This window comes from Novosphingopyxis sp. YJ-S2-01 (assembly GCF_016093175.1).
GTDB lineage: Bacteria > Pseudomonadota > Alphaproteobacteria > Sphingomonadales > Sphingomonadaceae > Novosphingopyxis > Novosphingopyxis iocasae.
The window spans coordinates 2,384,942-2,405,321 of the sequence record NZ_JAEDAI010000001.1 but is presented as its reverse complement, the minus strand read 5'-3'; the positions used below and the strand labels follow the sequence as shown (position 1 = coordinate 2,405,321).

General features: G+C 61.7%; 22 protein-coding genes and 1 tRNA gene. 11 read left to right on the top strand and 12 right to left on the bottom strand.

Going from position 1 to position 20,380, the window contains the following annotated elements; all coding sequences use genetic code 11:
* Positions 1 to 28: 28 nt before the first annotated feature.
* The 7 genes from glnE to I6A82_RS11765 all read left to right on the top strand — a co-directional run bounded on the left by glnE (position 29) and on the right by I6A82_RS11765 (position 7,010).
* Positions 29 to 2,734: a bifunctional [glutamate--ammonia ligase]-adenylyl-L-tyrosine phosphorylase/[glutamate--ammonia-ligase] adenylyltransferase gene (gene glnE / locus I6A82_RS11795; protein WP_198095023.1), complete on the top strand. Its 2,706-nt coding sequence runs from the start codon at positions 29 to 31 to the stop codon at positions 2,732 to 2,734.
* A gap of 2 nt (positions 2,735 to 2,736) precedes the next feature.
* The gene (locus I6A82_RS11790) at positions 2,737 to 3,192 is read left to right on the top strand and encodes a peroxiredoxin (RefSeq protein WP_198095022.1); all 456 of its coding nucleotides are present in this window, start codon (positions 2,737 to 2,739) and stop codon (positions 3,190 to 3,192) included.
* Between the two features lie 59 nt (positions 3,193 to 3,251).
* Positions 3,252 to 4,019 (top strand): ferritin-like domain-containing protein, encoded by a 768-nt coding sequence (locus tag I6A82_RS11785; protein WP_232343644.1) that lies wholly within the window; start codon positions 3,252 to 3,254, stop codon positions 4,017 to 4,019.
* 161 nt (positions 4,020 to 4,180) lie between these two features.
* Positions 4,181 to 4,804, top strand: coding sequence for a M23 family metallopeptidase (locus tag I6A82_RS11780; protein ID WP_232343428.1), 624 nt, complete (start codon positions 4,181 to 4,183; stop codon positions 4,802 to 4,804).
* Between the two features lie 105 nt (positions 4,805 to 4,909).
* Positions 4,910 to 5,242, top strand: a complete 333-nt coding sequence (locus I6A82_RS11775; protein WP_198095020.1) for a HesB/IscA family protein — start codon at positions 4,910 to 4,912, stop codon at positions 5,240 to 5,242.
* 128 nt (positions 5,243 to 5,370) lie between these two features.
* The gene (xth, locus tag I6A82_RS11770; RefSeq protein ID WP_198095019.1) at positions 5,371 to 6,144 is read left to right on the top strand and encodes an exodeoxyribonuclease III; all 774 of its coding nucleotides are present in this window, start codon (positions 5,371 to 5,373) and stop codon (positions 6,142 to 6,144) included.
* A gap of 62 nt (positions 6,145 to 6,206) precedes the next feature.
* Entirely contained in the window at positions 6,207 to 7,010 is an 804-nt protein-coding gene (locus I6A82_RS11765) for a transporter (protein WP_198095018.1), read from the top strand.
* A 1-nt stretch (position 7,011) separates the two neighbouring features.
* Here the strand turns inward: I6A82_RS11765 and I6A82_RS11760 are convergent, their stop codons facing one another.
* The 4 genes from I6A82_RS11760 to I6A82_RS11745 form a co-directional block, all read right to left on the bottom strand.
* Positions 7,012 to 8,163, bottom strand: coding sequence for an N-acetyltransferase (locus tag I6A82_RS11760; protein ID WP_198095017.1), 1,152 nt, complete (start codon positions 8,161 to 8,163; stop codon positions 7,012 to 7,014).
* Positions 8,164 to 8,266: 103 nt separating this feature from the next.
* On the bottom strand, positions 8,267 to 9,046 hold the full coding sequence (locus tag I6A82_RS11755; protein WP_198095016.1) for a sterol desaturase family protein: 780 nt from the start codon (positions 9,044 to 9,046) through the stop codon (positions 8,267 to 8,269).
* A gap of 186 nt (positions 9,047 to 9,232) precedes the next feature.
* Positions 9,233 to 10,330 (bottom strand): LPS export ABC transporter permease LptG, encoded by a 1,098-nt coding sequence (gene lptG / locus I6A82_RS11750; RefSeq protein WP_198095015.1) that lies wholly within the window; start codon positions 10,328 to 10,330, stop codon positions 9,233 to 9,235.
* On the bottom strand, positions 10,327 to 11,541 hold the full coding sequence (locus I6A82_RS11745) for an LptF/LptG family permease (protein ID WP_442945123.1): 1,215 nt from the start codon (positions 11,539 to 11,541) through the stop codon (positions 10,327 to 10,329). Before I6A82_RS11745 ends, lptG begins: the two co-directional genes overlap by 4 nt.
* A gap of 133 nt (positions 11,542 to 11,674) precedes the next feature.
* Between I6A82_RS11745 and I6A82_RS11740 the strand changes: the two genes are divergently transcribed.
* Positions 11,675 to 12,175 carry a DUF2141 domain-containing protein gene (locus I6A82_RS11740; RefSeq protein ID WP_187336543.1) on the top strand — a complete coding sequence of 167 codons (501 nt, stop codon included), beginning with the start codon at positions 11,675 to 11,677 and terminating at the stop codon, positions 12,173 to 12,175.
* 70 nt (positions 12,176 to 12,245) lie between these two features.
* On the opposite strand, the gene spt is transcribed toward I6A82_RS11740, so the two are convergent.
* The 4 genes from spt to obgE form a co-directional block, all read right to left on the bottom strand.
* Positions 12,246 to 13,445, bottom strand: a complete 1,200-nt coding sequence (spt, locus tag I6A82_RS11735) for a serine palmitoyltransferase (protein ID WP_198095013.1) — start codon at positions 13,443 to 13,445, stop codon at positions 12,246 to 12,248.
* A gap of 95 nt (positions 13,446 to 13,540) precedes the next feature.
* The gene (locus I6A82_RS11730) at positions 13,541 to 13,780 is read right to left on the bottom strand and encodes an acyl carrier protein (RefSeq protein WP_187336542.1); all 240 of its coding nucleotides are present in this window, start codon (positions 13,778 to 13,780) and stop codon (positions 13,541 to 13,543) included.
* Positions 13,781 to 13,862: 82 nt separating this feature from the next.
* A complete protein-coding gene (locus I6A82_RS11725; RefSeq protein WP_198095012.1) occupies positions 13,863 to 14,759 on the bottom strand; it encodes an NAD-dependent epimerase/dehydratase family protein in 897 nt (298 codons plus the stop codon).
* A 43-nt stretch (positions 14,760 to 14,802) separates the two neighbouring features.
* Positions 14,803 to 15,867: a GTPase ObgE gene (gene obgE / locus I6A82_RS11720; protein ID WP_187336540.1), complete on the bottom strand. Its 1,065-nt coding sequence runs from the start codon at positions 15,865 to 15,867 to the stop codon at positions 14,803 to 14,805.
* 127 nt (positions 15,868 to 15,994) lie between these two features.
* Between obgE and I6A82_RS11715 the strand changes: the two genes are divergently transcribed.
* Positions 15,995 to 16,070 (top strand) — tRNA-Ala (locus I6A82_RS11715).
* 70 nt (positions 16,071 to 16,140) lie between these two features.
* Here I6A82_RS11715 and I6A82_RS11710 read toward each other — a convergent pair.
* Positions 16,141 to 16,743, bottom strand: a complete 603-nt coding sequence (locus I6A82_RS11710) for a TetR/AcrR family transcriptional regulator (RefSeq protein WP_198095613.1) — start codon at positions 16,741 to 16,743, stop codon at positions 16,141 to 16,143.
* An 84-nt stretch (positions 16,744 to 16,827) separates the two neighbouring features.
* On the opposite strand from I6A82_RS11710, the gene I6A82_RS11705 reads away from it, so the two are divergent.
* Positions 16,828 to 17,730, top strand: coding sequence for a metal-dependent hydrolase (locus I6A82_RS11705; RefSeq protein ID WP_198095011.1), 903 nt, complete (start codon positions 16,828 to 16,830; stop codon positions 17,728 to 17,730).
* Positions 17,731 to 17,806: 76 nt separating this feature from the next.
* On the top strand, positions 17,807 to 18,763 hold the full coding sequence (locus I6A82_RS11700) for a metal-dependent hydrolase (protein WP_198095010.1): 957 nt from the start codon (positions 17,807 to 17,809) through the stop codon (positions 18,761 to 18,763).
* 6 nt (positions 18,764 to 18,769) lie between these two features.
* On the opposite strand, the gene I6A82_RS11695 is transcribed toward I6A82_RS11700, so the two are convergent.
* The 3 genes from I6A82_RS11695 to rplU form a co-directional block, all read right to left on the bottom strand.
* Positions 18,770 to 19,324, bottom strand: a complete 555-nt coding sequence (locus I6A82_RS11695; RefSeq protein ID WP_232343427.1) for a GNAT family N-acetyltransferase — start codon at positions 19,322 to 19,324, stop codon at positions 18,770 to 18,772.
* Between the two features lie 232 nt (positions 19,325 to 19,556).
* The gene (gene rpmA, locus I6A82_RS11690; RefSeq protein WP_187336537.1) at positions 19,557 to 19,826 is read right to left on the bottom strand and encodes a 50S ribosomal protein L27; all 270 of its coding nucleotides are present in this window, start codon (positions 19,824 to 19,826) and stop codon (positions 19,557 to 19,559) included.
* A gap of 3 nt (positions 19,827 to 19,829) precedes the next feature.
* Complete coding sequence (gene rplU, locus I6A82_RS11685; protein ID WP_187336536.1) at positions 19,830 to 20,309, bottom strand: 50S ribosomal protein L21; 480 nt, start codon at positions 20,307 to 20,309, stop codon at positions 19,830 to 19,832.
* Between the last annotated feature and the right edge of the window lie 71 nt (positions 20,310 to 20,380).

The following is a 20,380-nucleotide window of genomic DNA, read 5'->3' as shown; positions in this document are numbered from 1 at the left end:
GATGTAAGCTAGCTGCTAACCCCAGAAGGTGACCTCGCCAGACTTCCTTTCCGCCCTTGAACGGGCCACCGCCAACAGTCCGTTTCTCGCCCGGTTGATCGAGCAGCGCCCCGCCATCGTTGCGCATCTGCGGCAAGGTGATCCCGATGTCGCGCTCGCTCTTGCCCGGCAGGAAGGCGAGGCTTGCGACACGGTTTCCGATGGTTTGCGGGTCGAGCGGGGCGGGGTGGCGCTAGCGGTCGCCATCGCGGACCTCGCCGGAGCGTGGGATCTTGCGCAGGTAACGCGCACCCTTTCCGATTTTGCGGACCGCGCGTGTGACCGCGCCATCACCACCGCCATTCTGGAGCGCACGCCGGACGCGCAGCCGCATGGCTTCGCGCTGATCGCGCTGGGCAAACATGGCGGGCGGGAGCTGAACTATAGCTCGGATATCGACCCGATCCTTCTATATGATCGCGAGACGCTGCCGACGAAGGAGGGCGAGGAGCCTGCCAAGGCGGCGGTGCGCATCGGCCGCCGCGTGCTTGAGCTGCTGCAGGAGCCGACGGCCTGCGGCTATGTCTATCGCGTTGATCTGCGTTTGCGCCCCACACCGGAGGTCAGCCCCATCGCACTGCCGATCGCGGGGGCTATCTCGCATTATGAAAGCTCCGCCATGGCGTGGGAGCAGGCAGCTTTCATCCGCGCCCGAGCGGCTGCTGGGGACATCGCATTGGGCGAGCGCTTTCTGGAAGCGATCCGGCCGTTCGTATGGCGCCGTTCGCTCGATTTCGGACAGATCCGCAATATCGACACCATGCGCCGCTCGATCCGTGATCATTATTGCGGAGGCCAGGCCATCGGGCCGGGTTATGACTGCAAGCGTGGACGCGGCGGCATTCGCGAATGCGAATTTTTCGTGCAGGCCCAGCAGCTGATCCATGGCGGCCGAGATGAGGCGCTGCGCACCGCCGACACGCGCGCGGCGCTGTTCGCGCTCGCCGCGGCCGGGCACGTGCCGCGCGGGGAGGCGGACGATATCGCCGCCGCCTATGATGTGCTGCGGACTGCAGAGCACCGATTGCAGATGCTGCATGATCGGCAGACGCATGAAATTCCGAAGCGGGAGGAGGAGCGTGACGCGGCGGCACGGCTTCACGGTCTGGCAAATGGAGAGGCGCTGATCGGTTGGATCGCGCCGCATGCCGAGCGGGTGGACGCGATCTACAGCGATTTTGCAAACTGGGAGGAGGCGGAAACGCCGACGCTGCCGCTTGAGGATGATCGATTGGACGAGTCGCTTGTCACCATCGGCTTTGCGGCCCCCGTTAATGCCGCGCGGCTGGTGCGGCGCTGGCGCAGCGGCAAGCTGCGCGCGATCCGCAGCGAGCGGGCGCGCGAGGGCTTCGAGGCAGTTCTGCCCGCTTTATTGCAGTCGATCGCGCAGGCGCCGGATCCGCTGCGCGCGCTCGCTCGGCTCGATTCGATGTTCGAGCGCCTGCCAAGTGCGATCAATTTCTTCGATCTGCTGCTGGCCCGGCCTGCCCTGATCGCGCTGCTGGGCCGGCTGCTCAGCTACACTCCCGTGCTTGCCGATCAATTGGCGCGCCGCGCAGACCTGGTCGACCGACTAGTGGAGCCGGATGCCAAGCGGCTGCCCGGATCGGTGGAGGAGCTCGTTGCCGGGCTGCGTCCACCGGACACGCTTGACTATGAGCGTTATCTGGACCGTGTCCGTGCCGACGTGACGGAGATGCGTTTTCTGCTGGGCGCGCAATTGATCGAAGGGCAGGTGGATCCGTTGGCGATTGCCGCCGGCTATGCGCGCCTTGCCGAAGCGGCAATCCGGGTGCTGACGGACCGTGCCATCGCCGAATTTCAGGAGACCCACGGACGGGTGGCCGGTGGGGAACTGGTAATCCTGGCGCTAGGGCGCCTTGGCGGGCGCGCGCTGACCCATAGCAGCGATCTTGATCTGGTTTTCCTGTTCACCGGAAATTTTACCGCGCGTTCCGATGGGGCGCGGGAGCTTGGCGCGACGGATTATTTCAATCGGCTCTCCAAGCGCGTAATCGCCGCGTTGTCGCTGCCCACCGCAACGGGCGCCTTGTACGAAGTCGATACGCGCCTGCGCCCTTCCGGTGCGCAGGGGCCGCCCTGTGTTTCGATCGCCAGCTTTGCGGAATATCAGCGCGAAAAGGCGTGGACGTGGGAGCATATGGCGCTCACGCGCGCGCGCGCGGTTTATGGAAGCAAGCGCGCACGCGAAGGCATTGAGGCGCTTATCGGCGAGGTGCTCCTTCGACCGGCTGCGGACGATCTCGGCGAGGACGTGCGAAGCATGCGCACCGAGATTGAGGCGCATAAGAAGCCTGTCGGCCCGCTCGACGTGAAGCGGCTGAGCGGAGGGCTGATCGATGCCGAGTTCGTCACCCATTTCCATCAACTCAGCGCCAAGCAGGGTCTCTCGCCCGAACTACCCGCGGCGGCACGTGCATTGGCGGATGCGGGGCTGGTGGACGAAGACTTCGTAGCCGCGCGCGATTTCCTGACGCGCTTGCTCATTCTGGTACGGCTCGTATCACCCGATTGTCAGGAGCCGCCGGAACCGGTGCGGGCGCTGGTCGCCGAAGGCCTTGAGCTGGCAGACTGGGCGGCGGTAATGCAGGCGTTGAAGCAAGCGCGAGGCGCTGTGACTGCCGCGTGGGAGGCCGCGCTGGGCCCACGCGAACCATCAAAAGCAAAGGACTGAATATGGCCGAAACCATGCCTGACCTCACCCTGACCGATGATAGCGGCGAGCCGAAAGCGCTTGCCGACTATAAGGGCAAACCGCTCGTCCTTTTCTTTTTCCCGCGCGCGAACACGCCGGGCTGCACCAAGGAAAGCATCGCGTTCAGCGAGATGCTGGAAGATTTCAAAAGCTCCGGCGCTGCTGTGGCGGGCGTATCGAAAGACAGCCCGAAAAAGCTTTCGAACTTCCGCGAGAAGCAGGATCTTACCGTCGATCTGCTCTCGGATGCCGAGACCGATCTGTCTGAACGCCTTGGCGTCTGGAAGGAAAAGCAGATGTACGGGAAAAGCTTCATGGGCTTGGAGCGCAGCACCTTTCTCTACGGTGCCGACGGCAAGCTGCTGCGCGATTGGCGCAAGGTGAAGGTGAAGGGCCATGCCGAAGCGGTGCTTGAAGCGCTGCGCGAGGCTGCGTGAGAAGCATCGCTGAAGGATGCGCTGCGGTTCTGCGCACGGCGGACCCGCAGGCCAAGCGGATGACCGCGCGCAAGGTGGCGCGCGATTGGCGCTTGGGGCGGCTCGATTTTCGGTTCGATGATTACATGCCGGATGCGCCCGGCCGTCCGGCGCGACCGGAGCTATTGCCACCCAACCGCATGCCACGGCGCGGAAAAGCAGGATCGCTGAGAGGGCGAATCGCGCTGCTTCACGCGCTTGCGCATATTGAATTTGCCGCGATTGATCTGGCGTTCGACGTGGCGGGGCGCTTCGGCGGACAATTTCCGCGGGCGTTCGTGGATGACTGGATGCGCGTGGGGGCGGATGAGGCGATGCATTTCGCCATTCTCGATCGGCGTCTGCGTCAGCTCGGTAGTCGTTATGGCGCGTTACCCGCGCATGCTGGGCTGTGGGAGGCGGCAAGTGAGACCGCGCACGATGCCATGGCGCGGCTTGCCGTGGTACCGATGGTGTTGGAGGCGCGTGGCCTCGACGTCACCCCGCCTATGGTTGAGCGCTTCCGCGCGGCTGGAGACGAGCCGTCGGCCCGCATCCTGCAACGTATCTATGAGGATGAAATCAACCATGTCGGCTTCGGTGCGAAATGGTTCGATTGGGGATTTCGGAACGATGTCGAAACAAGCTGTCAAGGCGAGGAATCGCCCGCAAATCTTTGGGTTTCGTTAATCTCTCGCCACTTCCGTGGGCCAATTAAGCCACCGTTCAACGACTCAGCGCGCCGACAGGCCGGTTTAACGCGAGACTTTTATGGGGCTGTTGCTATCCAACCCGCTTCTGCGCTTTAAGCTTAACACACAAGGCCGACCGGGGGGTTGGCCATACAAGGAATAAGGAAGCGAAGAGTTCCCGTCGCTTCCGCAGAAAAAGGGTTGGGTCTTTTATGCTTCCTCGTCTTTCGGCCGCTGGCCGCATTGCATCGTTTGCGCTTACCGTCTGTGCCATTGCTATGCCGGCTCATGCCAACAGCAGCGCTGCTGATGCCTTTCAAATAGACGATCAGCTGGAAGGTTCCGAAAAAATCATCACGCCGCTTGGAGAAGCGGATGCGAACTTCAAGCAGATGTTTGATGTCTGGAGCGGCCGCGCCACTGCCGGTAAGCCGCAGCTTGAAGTTTCGGTGCCTTCGATCGAGCCGGTTAGTGGCTATCGTCTTACCAGCTACTTCGGCAATCGCAGCGATCCCTTCAGCGGCGGGCGCGGTAATCATCACGGCATCGATATGGCAGCTCCCACCGGCACGCCGATCTATGCAACCGCTGACGGTCTGATTGAGCGTGCGGGCTGGGTGAACGGCTACGGCAACTTCATCGAGATCGAACATGGTAACCAGGTCGAGACGCGCTACGGCCATCTCTCGCGCCTCAACGTCGAATCTTATCAGCGGGTCAAGAAGGGCGATCTGATCGGCTATGTCGGTTCCACCGGTCGTTCCACCGGGCCGCACCTTCACTATGAAGTCCGCATCGCGGGCAAGCCTGTCAATCCGCTCAGCTTCATGAACCAGATGAACGGCACTTTACTTGCAGATAATTCCGGTGCTACTGACGATATAGGCGGTCCGAACGACTAACCCCGTTCCCGCCTACCAAGGTCACCTTTGGGAGAGGGTGCAAAGACTCCGGGGCGCGCAGGGCCAGACCTTGCCGCCCCTTTTTGTTGGTCCTATCTTGTGCTTATGACCGATGCTCCCATCATTCTCCTCCCCGCCGCGGCTCGCCGCGTCTCCGTGATCGCCGAGAAACAGGGAGTGCCGGCTATCCTGCGTCTGTCGGTGGAGGGCGGCGGCTGTTCCGGCTTCCAATACAAGTTCGGCCTCGCCGACGCGATCGAGCCTGACGATACGGTTGCGGAAGAGCAGGGAGTGAGGCTTGCCGTCGACGCAATCAGTCTCGATCTGGTGCGCGGCAGCGCAGTCGATTTTGTCGAATCGCTCGGCGGCAAGCATTTCGAGGTGAAGAACCCGAACGCGGCGTCGGGCTGCGGTTGCGGGACTAGTTTCTCGGTCTGATTCGGATTGCGATCGCGGCTGCGCGGTTGCGTCGTTCTTCGTGATTTCAACAAACGCGGTTTCGCGGCATCTCAGGTTGTCCGCAAACACTCCTGACATCAGCGTCACGTCGCGCTACCAACGCGGCCATGCTCATTGCCAGTTTCAACATCAACGGCGTCAAGGCGCGCCTTCCGCGACTCGTCGAATGGCTGGAGGAGCGCGCACCCGACATCGTGTGCCTGCAGGAGCTGAAGAGCGCGGACGAGGGCGTGCCGGTCGGCGATCTGGAGAAGGCGGGCTATGGCGTGCTGATCCACGGCCAGAAGGGGTTCAACGGCGTCGCCATTCTCGCCAAGGGTCAGGAACCCAAAGAGATTCGCCGCGGCCTGGAGGGCGAGCCGGAGGACGAACAGTCCCGCTATCTGGAGGCTGACGCCCACGGCCTGCGCATCGCCAGCATCTATTTGCCCAACGGCAATCCGCAGCCCGGCCCGAAGTTCGATTACAAGCTGCGCTGGATGGAGCGCCTGCGCGCCCGGGCCGCCGAAATCTGGGCGGAGGAAATCCCGGCGGTTCTGGCCGGCGACTATAATGTCATCCCGCATGATCGAGACACCTTCTCGGTGCGCGCGACGAAAGACGATGCGCTGATGCAGCCCGAATCGCGCGCCGCCTATCGCCGCCTGCTAGCGGATGGCTGGACCGACGCGCTGGCGACGCAGCACCCTGCGGGCGGCATCTGGACCTTCTGGGATTATCAGCGGGGCGCCTGGCAGCAGGATCATGGCTTCCGCATCGATCATCTTCTGTGCTCGCCGGAGGCTGCCGACCGGTTGCGCGCTAGCGGCGTCGACAAGGAATATCGAGGCCGCGAAAAAGCCAGCGATCATGCCCCGACCTGGATCGAGCTGGCCGATTGAAGCCCTTTTCTTTGAACGTGCTTCGCGTCCGCTTTTGGCAGTCTGGCTCGAAAGGCCCCTTCATGAAAACATGTTTCCTTGCCGCCGCCGCTTTGATCGCAGGGATTTCTGCTGCTCCTGCAGATGCGCAAAGTGATGGTCCGCGCTTCTGCCCCAATCGTCCAGGCCTTGGCAGTAGTACCTGCACCACGGGCGAGGGGCATGTCAGTGTCGAAATCGGCGTCTTGGGATGGTCGCTGGATGAAAGCGACAACATGCGCAGCGACAGTGTTTCAATCGGCGACAGCTTTTTGCGTTACGGCGTTGATAACAAGACCGAGGTGCAGGTCGGCTTCACCGCTTACACGCATAATTACAACCGCGTCGGATCGATGATCACCGAAAATGGGGGTTTTTCCGATGTCCGCCTGGGCGTGCGGCGCAATCTGATCGGCAATGACGGCGGCAATATCGCGCTGGCCATCGAGCCCTATGTTACTGTTCCGGTCGGCGCTTCCTCGGTTTCCGCAGGCGACTGGAGCACGGGCGTGGTAATTCCCAGCAGCTTCTCGCTGGGTTCGGGGCTGAGCTTGGGCGCGACGGGTATTCTTGCGGCAGCAGTGGATTCGGACGGCGACGCCCGACACTTCGCGGCGACCCAATATCTCGGCCTCAGCCAGTCGGTGTCGGACACCGTCGGTGTGACAGGAGAAGTCGGCCTCAGCTATGACAACGATCCTTCCGGCGACGTCTGGGCGCCGGTGGCTTCGGTCAGCGCGGCCTGGACGCCGAAGCCATTGCTGCAATTCGATGCCGGCACCGTGGTGGCGCTGGATAGCGACAGTCCGGACCTGCAGCTCTATATCGGCGTATCGAAGCTGTTCTGACCTAGAGCGCCTTTTCATAGACCGTGTAGACCCGGTTCACGCGGCTCTCGATCGCATCGGCGATTGCGATCATTCCTTGATTGTCGTCAAGAATCCAGCCGATCTCGCCGCGCGTCGCGCCGTAATGGGCTACCGAGGCGCGGCGGATATATTCGATCATCATGAAAGCGAGCTGGCTGGCAAGACGGGTGCCCTGATATTCTTTCAGCACCCCCATCAGCGGCACGCGCATGGTGCGCACCCGCGGATTGCGCAGCCAAAGCAGCAACTTCGCCCAATTAAACGGCCATAGCGAACCATTCATGCCCTTCAGCGGCTCATTCAAATCCGGCAATGTCATCATGAAGGCGACCGGGCGGCCCTCCACCTCCGCAATGCGGATAAGGTCTTCCTTGACGATCGGCTTCAGCTTCTTGCCGGCATAGGCGATCTCTCTGTCGGTCAGCGGCACGTAGCCCCAATTGTCCGACCAGGCATCGTTCAGGATATTGAGGATGATCCCCGCTTCCTCGTCGAATTTCGACTTATCTACCTTGCGCACATGGATACGGCTGCTGCGCTCGCCAGACTGAATGATGCGATCGATCAGCGGTGGAAAATCCTGGGCAATGTCGAGTTCCCATGTGCTGAGCTGTTTGACGGGGCGGTATCCGGCAGACTCGACCCATCTTTCATAGGAGGCTTTATGATGGCCCATCATGACCGTGGGGCTGTGGTCCTGGCCCTTTGTCAGCAGGCCCGGCTCATCCCAGATCGACAGCGAAAGGGGGCCTAGCGCGCGGCTCATGCCGTGACCGCGCAGCCATTCTTCGGCTGCATGGATCAGCGCATGAGCGGCGGCTTCGTCCTCAACCTCCAGCATGCCGAAATTGCCGACACCCGGTCCCATGCCCTGCTCGGGAGGCTGAGCGAGAGCCAGGTCGTCGATATGCGCGGAAATTCGCCCGACCACTTTGCTGCCGCGTTTGGCCAGAAACAGTTGCATGCGGGCATGATCGAAAAACGGGTTCTTCTTGCGGTTCAGCAGTTCGCGAACATCGCTGCGTAGCGGCGGCACCCAGGCCGGATCGTCCTGATAAAGACGATAGGGTAGCTCGATAAAATCATTCTCACCATGCTTGTCGGTGACGGGGATGATTTGAAGGTCGGTCACGAAAAAGGGCTCCTGCGCATGCAGAAGCCCGGGGTTCTGCGAAGCTCTGAAGGCCCCGGGCTCCAGTTTTCGCAGGAGCACAACGGGACCATTTCAGCAAGCCTCAGGCGTCGCTCTTCACCTGCGAGCGGCGGCGGGGATGTCCCGACGCAATGCCGCCGGACAGTTCCTTCACCCAGGGATAGCTCTTCGCCACTTCCTCGTCATAGCCCAGGTTGAACACCGTCGCGCTGCGCTTGGGAATGTCCTTGCGGTGATAATAAGTGCGGAAAATCTTGTCCCAACCATAATTGGTGATGCCGTAATTGCCGCTCTCGTGGTGAAAGTGGTGCTCCAGATGCCGCTGCTTCATATAAGCGATCAGCTTGCTCTTCGGCTTGAACGCCAGATGCTGCATGCAGTGCACGAATTCATAATAGCATGTGGTGAGAAGGCCCGTGGCAAACGCAGCCGCCGCGCCGCCGATGCCGCCGATCAGATAGCCCACCGGCAGCGTCGCCACTGCAATCGTGGGCAACGTCGTGTGAAGGGCGCCGAAAAGCACTTCGAGATGGTTGGGATCCTGATGATGATCGTAATGGATGCGCTTCCAGGTCTTTGCGAACATCTTGCGCTTGTACATCCACTGCCCGTGCAGGACGAAGCGGTGCAGCAGATACCACGCCAGCGGATAGATCACGACTGCGGCAAGCACTGCGCCGGCAGTCGCCAGCGGGCTGGCGGGATAGAAAACGAACACAGCGATGCTGGCCGCGGTCAGCAGCAGATAGGATATGATCGTGTAATGCTGGAAATACGCCACGATCAGTTCTCGCAGATTCATGCGATCCAGATAGTGCGACCGGTTCCAGAAATTGCTCGATGCGGTGTCCGCGCTGGCCATAGCCTTCGTCCTAATCCCTAGTTCTTCGATGCGCTGCGCGGCGGGGCCGGCGACGCCAGTGTTTTTTATAATAAGGCTTTGCGGCGCATTTACGACCGCATCCTCTATCGATCACCATATTTATGTCGTGATTGACGTAAGGTGAAGAAGGCATCGATCAGCGATCGGGGCTTCCACCACCGAAGCCTATTCCTCAGAGCGTATCAGTACCGTCTCGCCCAGCAGGAGGAACAGGAAAAACGGCGCCCAGGCGGCAATGAAGGGATCGTAAGCACCCAGATTACCCATCGCGAGCGCGAAATTATCGACCACAAAATAGGTGAAGCCCAGTGCCATGCCTATTACGACGCGCACGAAGGTCTTGCCTGCACGCGCAAGGCCGAAGCCGGCGATCGATCCCAATAGCGGCATCAGGATGGAGGCGAGGGGGCCGGACAGCTTGTGCCACCAGGCAGCCTCTGCGCCCTCAACCGGCCGACCGGCAGCTTTCTGCGCATCGATTGCCTCGCGCAGGGCTGCGAAGCCCAGGCTGTCGGCATCGAGCGAACTGATCGTGAACCGGCTGGGCTCCAGTCCCTGCCCGAACCGGACTGTCCGTGCTGAGCTGGTGGCGGCGTTCGCCACGGTGAAGGTGGTGGCATCGTCCAACGTCCAGCCGTCATTGGTCCAGCGCGCAACCGGACCCTGAGTGACGGATGTCAGTTCGCCATTCACGCGCGCGTTTATCCGTACGTCTTTCAGGATCATGGATGGCCCGCCGCCAATCACCGTCTTGGCGAAGATCAGATCGTCTCCATCGAGCACCCATACTCTGGTGCGGATGTCGCTTTGCCCCGGAACTTGCGCATAATCGACGGCTTGCCAGGCCTTCAGCTTGGCGCTGGTGGGGGCCAGCACATGATCGTTGAAGATGAAGGTGAGAAAGGCGATGCCGATCGCCGTCACCACCAGCGGCGCCAGGATCTGATGCGCCGAAAGGCCCGCTGCCTTCATCGCCACGATCTCGCTGTTCTGGTTCATGCCCGCCAGCATGATCAGCGTGCCCAGAAGCACCGAGAACGGCAGGAACTGCGCCACAACCTGCGGTGTGCGCCAGGCGATATAAGTGATGATCTGACTGCTGCCATTGCCCGGCACCGCCAGAATGTCGCTGCTCTGACGCAGAAGATCCAGGCTCATCAGAATGATGACCAGCATCGCCAGCACGGCGAAGACGCGTTTCAGGAACGTCTTGGCCATGTACCAGGCCATGGAAGAAGACGGAAAGAAGGCGAGCTGCTTCATGCCACGGCCTCATGCTTCTTGTCCCGGTGCCCGAATTTGAAGCGGCGGCGCAGCCATTTGCCGAATTTCTCGAACCGCTTTTCGATCGCGCCGATCGGCTGTCCGCCCGGCACATAGGCGAGCACGTAATACATCCAGATGATCAGCGCGGCGAATGCGAAGAACGGTAGCCAGAGCGAAACGAACGGGCTGACACGGCCGAGCGCGGCGACGCCTTCGCCAAATTCGTTCACCTTATGATAGGTGACGATGAGGACCACCGAGATGACCACGCCGAGCGCGGAGCTCGATCGCTTCGGCGGCACCGCGAGCGATAAGGCGAGCAGCGGGATCAGCAGCATCACCGCCAGCTCCACGGCGCGGAAATTGAAATTGGCAAAGGCCGCGTCGCGCGTTTCCTTGCTGTAGGAGGGGTCGTTAGCCACGCGCAGCAGCTCGAAAAACGTATTCTCCTGATCCTCCACGCCGCCGCGCAGGCGGAACTGCTTCATTGCTGGTAGATCAATCGGCAAATCCTGCATGCGGAACGTCAGGACGCGCGTCCCTTCGAAATTGGGCGATTGCTGGATTGCGGTGCCGTTGCGCAGGCGTAGCAGCAGAAGATTGGGATCGGCTGTGCTGAGGAACTGGCCGCTTTGCGCGGTGGCGGTGAAATGTTCGCCTTTCTTCGTGCCTACATCGACGAAAATCCCGCTGAGATCGGTGCCATTGTCGCGGCTTTGCTCGACGCGCAACGTGATGTCATCGCCCAGCTTGTTGAACTGGCCCACCTTGATCGATGCGCCCAGCGCGCCCGAACGCAGATCGAATTGCAGTTGTTCGTAATAATATTCTGCATAGGGCTGCAGATAGCCGACGATGGTGAGGTTTACCGCGACCAGACCGAAAGCGTAGAAATAAGGCACGCGCAGCAGCCGGCGATAGCTGAAGCCGACGGCGCGCATCACGTCCAGTTCCGAACTGGTGGCAAGCCCGCGAAACGCAAGGAGGATGCCGAGCATCAGCGCCAGCGGGATCGCAACGGAGAAATATTCGGGCAAAAGATTCGCCAGCATCCGGAAAACAACGCCCACCGGCCCGCCCTCCGCCGCGACGAAATCAAACAGCCGCAGCATCTGATCCAGCACCAGCAGCATGGCCGCGATCACCAGCGTGGCGATTAGCGGAATCGCGATCTTCCTGGCGATGTAGCGATCGTTGGCGGTCAGCAACTTCAACTTATTGTCGTCCGATTTCCAAAATTCTGCCGCAATGGGTGCTGATATATGGTGGACAAGAAGGCCTTATCATCAATGCACCCGAGTTCGGGGTGCCGCCGATATAGCCAAGAGGAATGAGATAACCATGAAATATTCCATTGCAGCAGCGGCCGCGTTCGGTGCCGTCCTGCTTGCGGCCGTCCCGGCGCAGGCGCAATATGCCGAGCGAATTTCTAACGACATGTCGAAATGCGACGGTTCGCGTCCGGCTATGCTCGTGACCGTCACGAACTTCAAAGGCGCGGTGAACCGCGTGCGCGTTGTAAGCTATCGCGCTCTGGAAAGCGATTGGCTGAAGAAAGATCGCTGGCTCAACAGGATCGATACGCCGGTGACCGGCAAGACCATGAAGTTCTGTATGCCGATGCCGGCGCCCGGCACATACGCCGTTGGCGTCCGCCACGATTATAACGGCAATGACGACGATGATCCGTTCAAGGATGGCTGGGGCATGTCGAATAACCCGTCGATCGGGCTCGGTGCGCTCCTTGCCGGAGGGTCGTTTGGCAAACCGCCGGTTTCCAAAGCGGCTGTAAAGGTTGGCAGCGGCGTGACGCCGGTTACCATCAAGCTGAAATATCCCTGACAACATAAAAGACCGGGGGCGCCAAATGGTCGCACCCCGGTCTTTTCATATCCCTTGAACGGGATAACAATCAGATCACGCCGACTTTCGTGCCCGCGCGCTCGAACATGCCAAGGATCTCGTCGACCTGCTCGCTCGAATGCTCGGCGCAGAGCGAGCAGCGCAGCAGCGTCATGTTCGCAGGCGTTGCAGGCGGCCGGGCAAGGTTCACATACAGCCCCTCATTCAACAGCGCTTCCCACATCGCCGCGCCGCGCTCCAGATCGGGCATGATCACGGCGATGATCGCGCTCTGCGGCTCATCCGTGCCCAGCGTGAAGCCGCGCTCCTTCAGCCCCGCATGTAGCTTGCGCGAATTCTCCCAGAGATGCGCGCGCTTGTTGCCGCCATGCATCAGCTTGCGGATCGAGGTTGCGGCTGTCGCGACCACGCTGGGGGGCAGCGATGCGGTGAAGACATAGGGGCGGCAGACCAGGCGCATCACCTCGAACTTGGGGTGGTTCGACACGCAGAAGCCGCCGACGGTGCCCACCGATTTGCTGAACGTGCCGATGATGAAATCAACGTCGTCGATGACGCCCTGCGCCTCGGCGACGCCGCGGCCGTTCTCGCCGATGAAACCCATGGAATGCGCCTCGTCCACCAGCACCATCGCGCCCGCTTCCTTGGAAACGCGGATCATCTCCTTCAGCGGTGCGACATCGCCGAGCATCGAATAGACGCCTTCGAGCACCACGAGCTTGCCGGCCTCTTCGGGCAGGCGCTTCAGCCGCTTTTCCAGCGCCTCGATATCATTGTGGCGGAACGGCACGATCTGCGCATTGCCCATCGCGCAGCCGTCATAGATCGACGCATGGCTGTCGATATCCAGAAGGATGTAATCGTCCTTGCCAGCGATGGTCGATATGATGCCCAGATTGGCCTGATAGCCGGTCGAAAAGACCATGGCATGCTCGAAGCCGTAATATTCCTTCAGCGCCTCCTCGCACTCCTTATGGCCCTGGTAGGTGCCGTTGAGCACGCGGCTGCCGGTGGTGCCCGATCCGAATTGCTCGAGTGCGCTCTTGCCCGCCTCGATCACGTCGGGATCGAAGGTCATGCCCATATAATTATAGGTGCCGAGCAGGATCGTCTCCTTGCCGTTCACCACCGCCACGCTGGGCGATTTCACCTCTTCCATGACGAGCGAGAACGGATCGCGCTGGCCGGTGGAGAGCAGCTGCTCGCGCTGTTCGATCAACGAGTCGAATTTGGAAAAAAGATCGGTCATGAAGCCTGCATCCATCCGGACGAAGCCTGTCGCGGCCCGGTCCTTTGATCAAAAAGAAATACGGCCCTTCGACAAGCGCGGGGCGGGGGGCTGGGTCAGTCGTCTTTCAGCTTGGCGACCGCATCGACCAGCTGGCCGACGGTTTCGATTTCGGCCTGCATGTTCATGGTGATGACGATGTCGAAACGGTCTTCGATCGCAGCCACGAAGTCCATCACGGTCAGGCTGTCCCACTCCAGATCCTTCTGGAAGCTGGTTTCGCGCGTCACCTCGACACCCTTGGCGTTGAACGGCTCGATCTCTTCCTTGATCGCATCGAACAATTGGTCGGACATGGATTTTGCCTTCATCGATAAATGTGGGCGGGGATTGGCAAGCGATTGCGGCGCGGTCAAGGCGGCGAGGGGGCAGGGGCCCTCAGAGCCAGCCCTTCCGGCGATACCATTGCGCCGTCGAAGCCAGCCCGTCTTCGGTGCCGAACTGCGGCCTCCAGACGGATGCCGGCGGGCGTTTCGCCGGATCGACGGTCCAGTCGGGATGCGCGAAATAGCGCGCGCGATCGGGCGTCAGCTTGGCGTTGCCGCGCCGGATCAGCCGGTCCGCATAGCCGCCGAGCATCAACAGCGGCTTCGGCATCGAGACACTTTCCACGCTGCGCCCCACCGCCTTGCCGATGGCGCGCGCGAACCCACGATGGGTCCAACCGCCGTCGGTGCCGTCGTCCACCTCGTAAATCTCGCCGATGGTGCGCTCGCCAGCGGGAATCAGCGCGACGAGCAGGCGGGCGAGATCTTCGACATGGATTGCCGAGAGCCTTCCGCGCGGCGGCAGGAACACCAGGCCGCGCTTCGCCATCTTGAACATTTCCAGCATCTCGGTGTCGCCGGGGCCGTAGACGGCGGGCGGCCGCACTGCGGTCCAGTCCAGGATGGAGGTCGCGACCAGTCGCTCGCCTGCCAGCTTGGTCTCGCCATAGACCGAAAGCCTGGGTTCGCGTGCGGCGAGCGAGGAGACGTGGACGAAGCGGCGCACGCCCTGATTTTTTGCCGCCGCGATCATGCGATCGACCGCCGCGACATTGCCTTGCTCGAAGCCCACGCGGCTCGGTGCGTTGGTGGCGCCCGCGATATGGACCACCGCCTCCGCGCCGTCGCACAGCCGGTCCAGCGCGGCATCGTCGGCCAGATCGCCCGCGATCCAGGTGACGCCTTCGCGCGGCAGCTGTTCGCGCCGGGTGAGCGCGCGGACGCGGTATCCTTCGTCCAGCGCCGCCGTCAGCGTTGCGCCGCCGACGAAGCCGGTAGCGCCGGTCATCGCGATGACTTTTCCCGTGCCTGCTCCCGTCTCTGCAGCCATGTCAGCGCAGCGGGGACCAGTCGATTACATCGCCTTCGCTGTCGAGCTCGTCCACGGCGCGCTTGCGCTCGATCGAGCTGCGCGCAGGCAATTGCTCCAGCACCTTGTCGAGCAGCTTGTCCATGCCCTCGCCGGTAGCGGCGGAGATGGTGAGGAGCTCGATACCCTGATCCTTAAGGCCCGCTGCCACATCGTCCATCAGTTCGTCGCCCAGCAGATCGCCCTTGTTGAGCGCGATCAGTTCGGGCTTGTCGCCAAGCCCCTCGCCGTAATTCTCCAGCTCGGTCCGCACGATGCGGTAGGCTTCCATCGGATCGTCGCCGGTTGCATCGATCAGGTGGATGAGCAGGCGGCAGCGTTCGATATGGCCCAGGAACCGGTCGCCGATCCCGGCGCCTTCCGCCGCGCCCTCGATCAGGCCCGGAATATCGGCCAGCACGAATTCGCGCGCCTTGTGCCGTACCACGCCGAGCTGCGGATTGATGGTGGTGAAGGGATAGGCGCCGACCTTGGCGTTCGTGCCGGTTACCTGATTGATGAAGGTGGATTTACCCGCATTGGGCAGGCCGACCAGGCCGACATCGGCCAGCAGTTTCAGCCGCAGCCAGACATCGCGTTCCTCCGCCGGCCAGCCCATGCCGTGCTGGCGCGGCGCGCGGTTGGTGCTGGACTTGTAGCTGGCATTGCCGCGACCGCCGTCGCCGCCGCGCAGCAGCGTGACGCGCTGCCCCTCCTCGGTCAGATCGGCGAGCAGGCTGCGCTCCTCGTCATCAGCCAGGATCTGCGTGCCGATGGGCACTTCGATGATCATGTCCTTGCCGCCAGCGCCGGTGCGATCACGCCCCATGCCGCCATGGCCGCGCTGGGCGCGGAAATGCTGGTTGTAACGGAAATCGATGAGGGTGTTGAGGCCCGGCACCGCGACGAAGATCACATCGCCGCCCTTGCCGCCATTGCCGCCGTCCGGGCCGCCATATTCGACATATTTTTCGCGGCGAAAGCTCACCGCGCCGGGGCCGCCGGCGCCGGATTTCAGATGGATCTTGGCTTGATCGAGGAAATGCATGGACCCGCCGTTAGAGCAGCCGGGCGGGGAAGGCCAGTTTTGATGACGCTGCGCACGGTAGGCCAATCGGCAAAATTAGCCTTTGCAGCACGCCAACGCGCCCGTTATATCCCCGCGTTCCTGGTGAGGGGCCGTAGCTCAGTTGGGAGAGCGCGTCGTTCGCAATGACGAGGTCAGGGGTTCGATTCCCCTCGGCTCCACCAGATTTCATTGGAAATTGTACGGTCGGCGGGCGAGCGAAGCTCGCGCTGGCAATGGTTGCTCTGCCGGTGGCTAGTCCTGCAAGTCCATCGCGCGCCAGCGCTCGACAATAGCATCGAGGCGCGCTTCGGCGAGGTCGCGGGCGCGGCTGCGCGGCAGGCCAAGGGAGGACGCCAGTGGGCCGCCCATCAGCGCATCGCCCAATGCCATCAGTACCAGTGCCAGCGTGCTTTCCTGCAGCTCTTCGCCGATCAGGGGCGCAAGACTGAGCTGATCGACCAGATCGTGGATCGATTCGACGATCGGATCGAGCGCGTCCTCATTGCCTGATGCCAGCATCCACGCGGCCAGCGCACCGCCGCCTTCCTGATCGAACGCATCGAAGGTAAGATCGACAATATCACGCGATGTGGCCGTGCCGGCCCGCGTTTTCAGGACCGTCGCGGCAATGGTCTCGCAGATCGAGCGGGCGTGGAAAGTCGCGAGTGCACGCTGGAGCCCGGATGCGCTGCCGAAATGGTGGAGCAAATTGGCGTGTGTCTTACCGATCCGTGTCGCCACCGCCTTTAGCGTGACGGCCTGCGGGCCGCTCTCCAGAAGAATTTCTCGGGCCGCTTCCAATGCGACGAGGCGACTTTCCTCCGGGCTCAGACGACGGCGGGGCAGAGAGCTTATTGACACGCTTGTCAGTAATCCTTAATTTTCGTTGGTGTAAATAAGATGCCTGAGCAGTTTCTGGCAATGCCGAAGGAGGTCATTATGGCTCTCGCAGTTTTGAAGAACTTTTTTCGCGGCAGCGATATCGGAGCACCGGCGGATCTTGCGATCACGCCGCGCGATCGACGCTTTGGTCGCCAATCGGTCGATCAGCTAAGGTGGTGGAACGGGGGAGACCCTTACGGCACGGCTTTCTACAATGCCCTGTCGGCCACGTTCCCGCTGGGCGAAGCGTTCTTCGTGGAGAGCGTCAAGGCGTTCCGCGATGGCGTACCCGATCGGCTGGCCCGTGAAGTCCGCGCTTTCACCCAGCAGGAGGTGATGCACAGCCGTGAGCATCTGGCCTTCAACCGCCGCGCATCGCAGGCCGGCTATGATCTATCCCGTCTGGAAAAGCGCGTGGAGGATCAGCTGGCTCTTACCGCCGACCGCCCGAAGATCGCGTCGTTGATGGTCACCATCGCGCTGGAGCATTTTACGGCGATCATGGCGCATGAAGCTCTGAAGAACCCGGCGCATTTCGCGGATGCCGAGCAGGAAACGGCAGATTTATGGCGCTGGCATGCGATCGAGGAGATCGAACATAAGGGCGTTGCCTTCGATGTCTGGCGGCACGCGGCGCGCGACTGGTCGCCATTCAAGCGCTGGCGCCTGCGCAGCATTTCGATGCTGCTCACCACCTTCCTGTTTATACGCTATCGCGTGAGCGGAATGCTCGATCTGCTGGCCCAGGATGGTATCACCGGTCTGCGCGCCTGGTGGGGCCTCGCTCGCTTCGCGCTGGTGCGTCCAGGCATGGTCCGTAATATTGCGCTGCCATGGCTCGCTTATTTCCGGCCCGGCTTTCATCCTTGGCAACAGGACGACCGCGCGTTGATCGATCTGACGGAGAGCGACTATGCCGCCGCGGTCTCCGCAAGGGCTGAACCCGCTACAAGCATCTGACGTGAAGGCGCGGATCGGTCCGAAACGGATCAATCCGCGCTAACCTTCCAGTGCGTTAACCACAGCCATTATCCCTGTGTTACGCTTGCTATTGTTTAATGCTCCCAGACATTTGTCGATTGGGGGGCGTATTATGGCGAAAGAGCAGGAGGCAGCTTGGCCTACGATCAAGCGAAGAACGTTTCGCTACGATCGGGACCAGACACCAACGCGCCATTGGCTCGGCGGTGATCCGGTCGCCACGTCATTTTTCAACTCGTTATCGGTAGTTTTTCCGAAGGGCGAGGCGTTCTTCATCGATTGCATCCGCCCATGGCAGCGGCGCGCGGGCGAAAAGCTTGGTGCGGAAATTAGCGAATTTATCCGTCAGGAGGCGTTTCACGGGCGCGAGCACGTCGCCCTCAACCGCGGGATCATCGCCGGCGGTTATGATGTCAGTGCGCTCGAAGCCGTTGTCGACGACGTGATCGATGCCGTGCGCGGCAAGCATGCGATCGCCCGGCTAACCTACACCATGTGCTTTGAACATCTGACGGCGATCCTTTCGTCGGCCACCTTGAAAAACGAGCCGATGATGGAGCGGGCCGAACCGGAGATGCGCCGGATATGGTCCTGGCACGCGGTGGAAGAAATCGAGCATAAGGGCGTCTGCTTTGATACCTGGATGCTGGCGACCGAGGACTGGTCGCCCGCGCGGCGCTATTGGACACGCTGCTTGGCACTGGCGCTCATTTCCGTCGGCTTCGTGAAAAACCGGTTTCGCGGTCAGATTCATTTGCTGCGTCAGGATGGCTGGAGCGCGCGTAAATCGCTGCCCGCCATCCTGCGCTGCGCCTTCGGGAAGAATGGGCTGGGCCGCGCGGCGTTGGGCGACTGGATCAAGTTCTTCAAGCCCGGCTTTCACCCCTGGCAGATCGATGATCGCGATCTAATTCCGATGGGCGAATCCGTGTTTGCCGATGCCGCCAGCCCGGCGCCCGCAGTCCAGCCTGTCAAAGAGGACGAACCGCAGCAGATCGCGCACGCAGCCTGACGTTGTTCAGGCGGCTTCCGGTCGCTTCTCCACATCCATGTCGGCTTCGATGTCGCCTGCCAGCCATTCGAAGTGCCGTGCCGGCGCGCGGCTTTGGCGGCCTTCGCTCCACCGCGCCTCGATCCGCCCGGTATCCCGAAAGCCGATCTTGCGCAGAACCGCGCCCGAGGCCGGGTTGTCGACGAAATGGGTGGCCGTCAGACGCCGATAGCCGAGCGCGCGGCCCATCGCGACCAGCGCGCGGCCTGCTTCGGTGGCATAGCCCTTGTTCCAGGCATCGTGCCGGATCCAGTATCCCAGCGCGATCCGGCCTTCCGTTTCATCCAAGCCGCAGGTGCCGATCAGCCGCGGACGCTCCATCGTGCGATCGAAGATCAGCAGATGGGGCAGGGGATCGGCAGCAGCCATCCTGCAATAGAAGTCGGCATCGTTGGGGCGATAGGGCCAGGGCAGGCGGGCCAGATTGCGGACCAGCCGTTCGTCATTGGCCGCCTCGAAAATCGCAGCTGCATCTTCCGGCCATGGGGGCCGCAACAAAAGCCTTTCGGTAATCGCAAACATGTCTCTCGCTCCTCCCGCCGCCGGAGCCCCCTAGCGCCGCGATATGACGGCTTCGGGAAACGCGGACGACGTCCTTGAAGGGAGATGATCTTTCTGGCGGGTCGGCACCTTTGCGCACCGGACACGACAAAAAAGGGAGGCGGGGCGGCCCGTCTCCCTTCCGATTGCGACATCTCGTTTTACCGAGATCTCCGGGCCATCCCATCGGGACAGCCCTTTAACGACTGTCCGCTTATTCTGCCGCTTCGGCGGCCATGTCTACCGACACATATTTGCGGCCAAGCTTGCCGCCATGGAATCGGACTCGGCCCTCGGTAAGGGCGAAAAGCGTGTGATCCTTGCCGAGACCAACATTGGTGCCCGGATAAATCTTGGTGCCGCGCTGGCGCATGATGATGTTGCCGCCGACGACCTGCTCGCCGCCGAACTTCTTCACGCCAAGACGCTTACCTGCTGAGTCGCGACCGTTGCGCGACGAACCGCCTGCTTTCTTATGTGCCATGGCTCAGCCTTCCTTTTCTTCGTTCTTCGCAGCGTTCTCGGACGGCGCCTGCTTGGTCACGGTCTCAGCCTTGCCCTTGCCCTCGGCAGTCGCCTTCTTCGGCGTTGCCTTGTCGGCAGCGGCCTTGGCGGGCTTGGCTTCGTCACTGGACTTAGCAGCAGCGGCCTTCTTCGGCGCGGCCTTCTCATCACCGATCGACAGGATCTCCAGCAGGGTAACCTGCTGACGGTGGCCCTGCTTGCGGCGATAATTGTGCCGGCGGCGCTTCTTGAAAACGATGACCTTGTCGGTCTTGTCCTGCGCAATGATGCGCGCGCCGACGCTCAGCTTCGACACATCCTTCAGGTCGGCACCTTCGCCGGCCATCAGGACATCGTCCAGCGTTACGCTGTCACCGGCTTCACCGGACAGCTTTTCGACGGCAATTTTGTCTCCGGCGGCTACGCGATATTGCTTGCCGCCCGTGCGCACGATCGCGAACATGGGCTTTTCACTCGATTCAGGGTTCGATAAATCTGTTACCCAGCGCGAAAACCAAAAAGGCGCGAAGCCAC

What these genes read in the sequence shown, in the direction of transcription:
- I6A82_RS11790 (WP_198095022.1), top strand. Translation starts at nt 2,737, where the DNA reads ATGGCCGAAACCATGCCTGACCTCACCCTGACCGATGATAGCGGCGAG.
- I6A82_RS11785 (WP_232343644.1), top strand. Translation starts at nt 3,252, where the DNA reads ATGACCGCGCGCAAGGTGGCGCGCGATTGGCGCTTGGGGCGGCTCGAT.
- I6A82_RS11780 (WP_232343428.1), top strand. Translation starts at nt 4,181, where the DNA reads ATGCCGGCTCATGCCAACAGCAGCGCTGCTGATGCCTTTCAAATAGAC.
- I6A82_RS11775 (WP_198095020.1), top strand. Translation starts at nt 4,910, where the DNA reads ATGACCGATGCTCCCATCATTCTCCTCCCCGCCGCGGCTCGCCGCGTC.
- xth (WP_198095019.1), top strand. Translation starts at nt 5,371, where the DNA reads ATGCTCATTGCCAGTTTCAACATCAACGGCGTCAAGGCGCGCCTTCCG.
- I6A82_RS11765 (WP_198095018.1), top strand. Translation starts at nt 6,207, where the DNA reads ATGAAAACATGTTTCCTTGCCGCCGCCGCTTTGATCGCAGGGATTTCT.
- I6A82_RS11755 (WP_198095016.1), bottom strand. Translation starts at nt 9,046, where the DNA reads ATGGCCAGCGCGGACACCGCATCGAGCAATTTCTGGAACCGGTCGCAC.
- lptG (WP_198095015.1), bottom strand. Translation starts at nt 10,330, where the DNA reads ATGAAGCAGCTCGCCTTCTTTCCGTCTTCTTCCATGGCCTGGTACATG.
- I6A82_RS11740 (WP_187336543.1), top strand. Translation starts at nt 11,675, where the DNA reads ATGAAATATTCCATTGCAGCAGCGGCCGCGTTCGGTGCCGTCCTGCTT.
- spt (WP_198095013.1), bottom strand. Translation starts at nt 13,445, where the DNA reads ATGACCGATCTTTTTTCCAAATTCGACTCGTTGATCGAACAGCGCGAG.
- I6A82_RS11730 (WP_187336542.1), bottom strand. Translation starts at nt 13,780, where the DNA reads ATGTCCGACCAATTGTTCGATGCGATCAAGGAAGAGATCGAGCCGTTC.
- I6A82_RS11725 (WP_198095012.1), bottom strand. Translation starts at nt 14,759, where the DNA reads ATGACCGGCGCTACCGGCTTCGTCGGCGGCGCAACGCTGACGGCGGCG.
- obgE (WP_187336540.1), bottom strand. Translation starts at nt 15,867, where the DNA reads ATGCATTTCCTCGATCAAGCCAAGATCCATCTGAAATCCGGCGCCGGC.
- I6A82_RS11705 (WP_198095011.1), top strand. Translation starts at nt 16,828, where the DNA reads ATGGCTCTCGCAGTTTTGAAGAACTTTTTTCGCGGCAGCGATATCGGA.
- I6A82_RS11695 (WP_232343427.1), bottom strand. Translation starts at nt 19,324, where the DNA reads ATGTTTGCGATTACCGAAAGGCTTTTGTTGCGGCCCCCATGGCCGGAA.
- rpmA (WP_187336537.1), bottom strand. Translation starts at nt 19,826, where the DNA reads ATGGCACATAAGAAAGCAGGCGGTTCGTCGCGCAACGGTCGCGACTCA.
- rplU (WP_187336536.1), bottom strand. Translation starts at nt 20,309, where the DNA reads ATGTTCGCGATCGTGCGCACGGGCGGCAAGCAATATCGCGTAGCCGCC.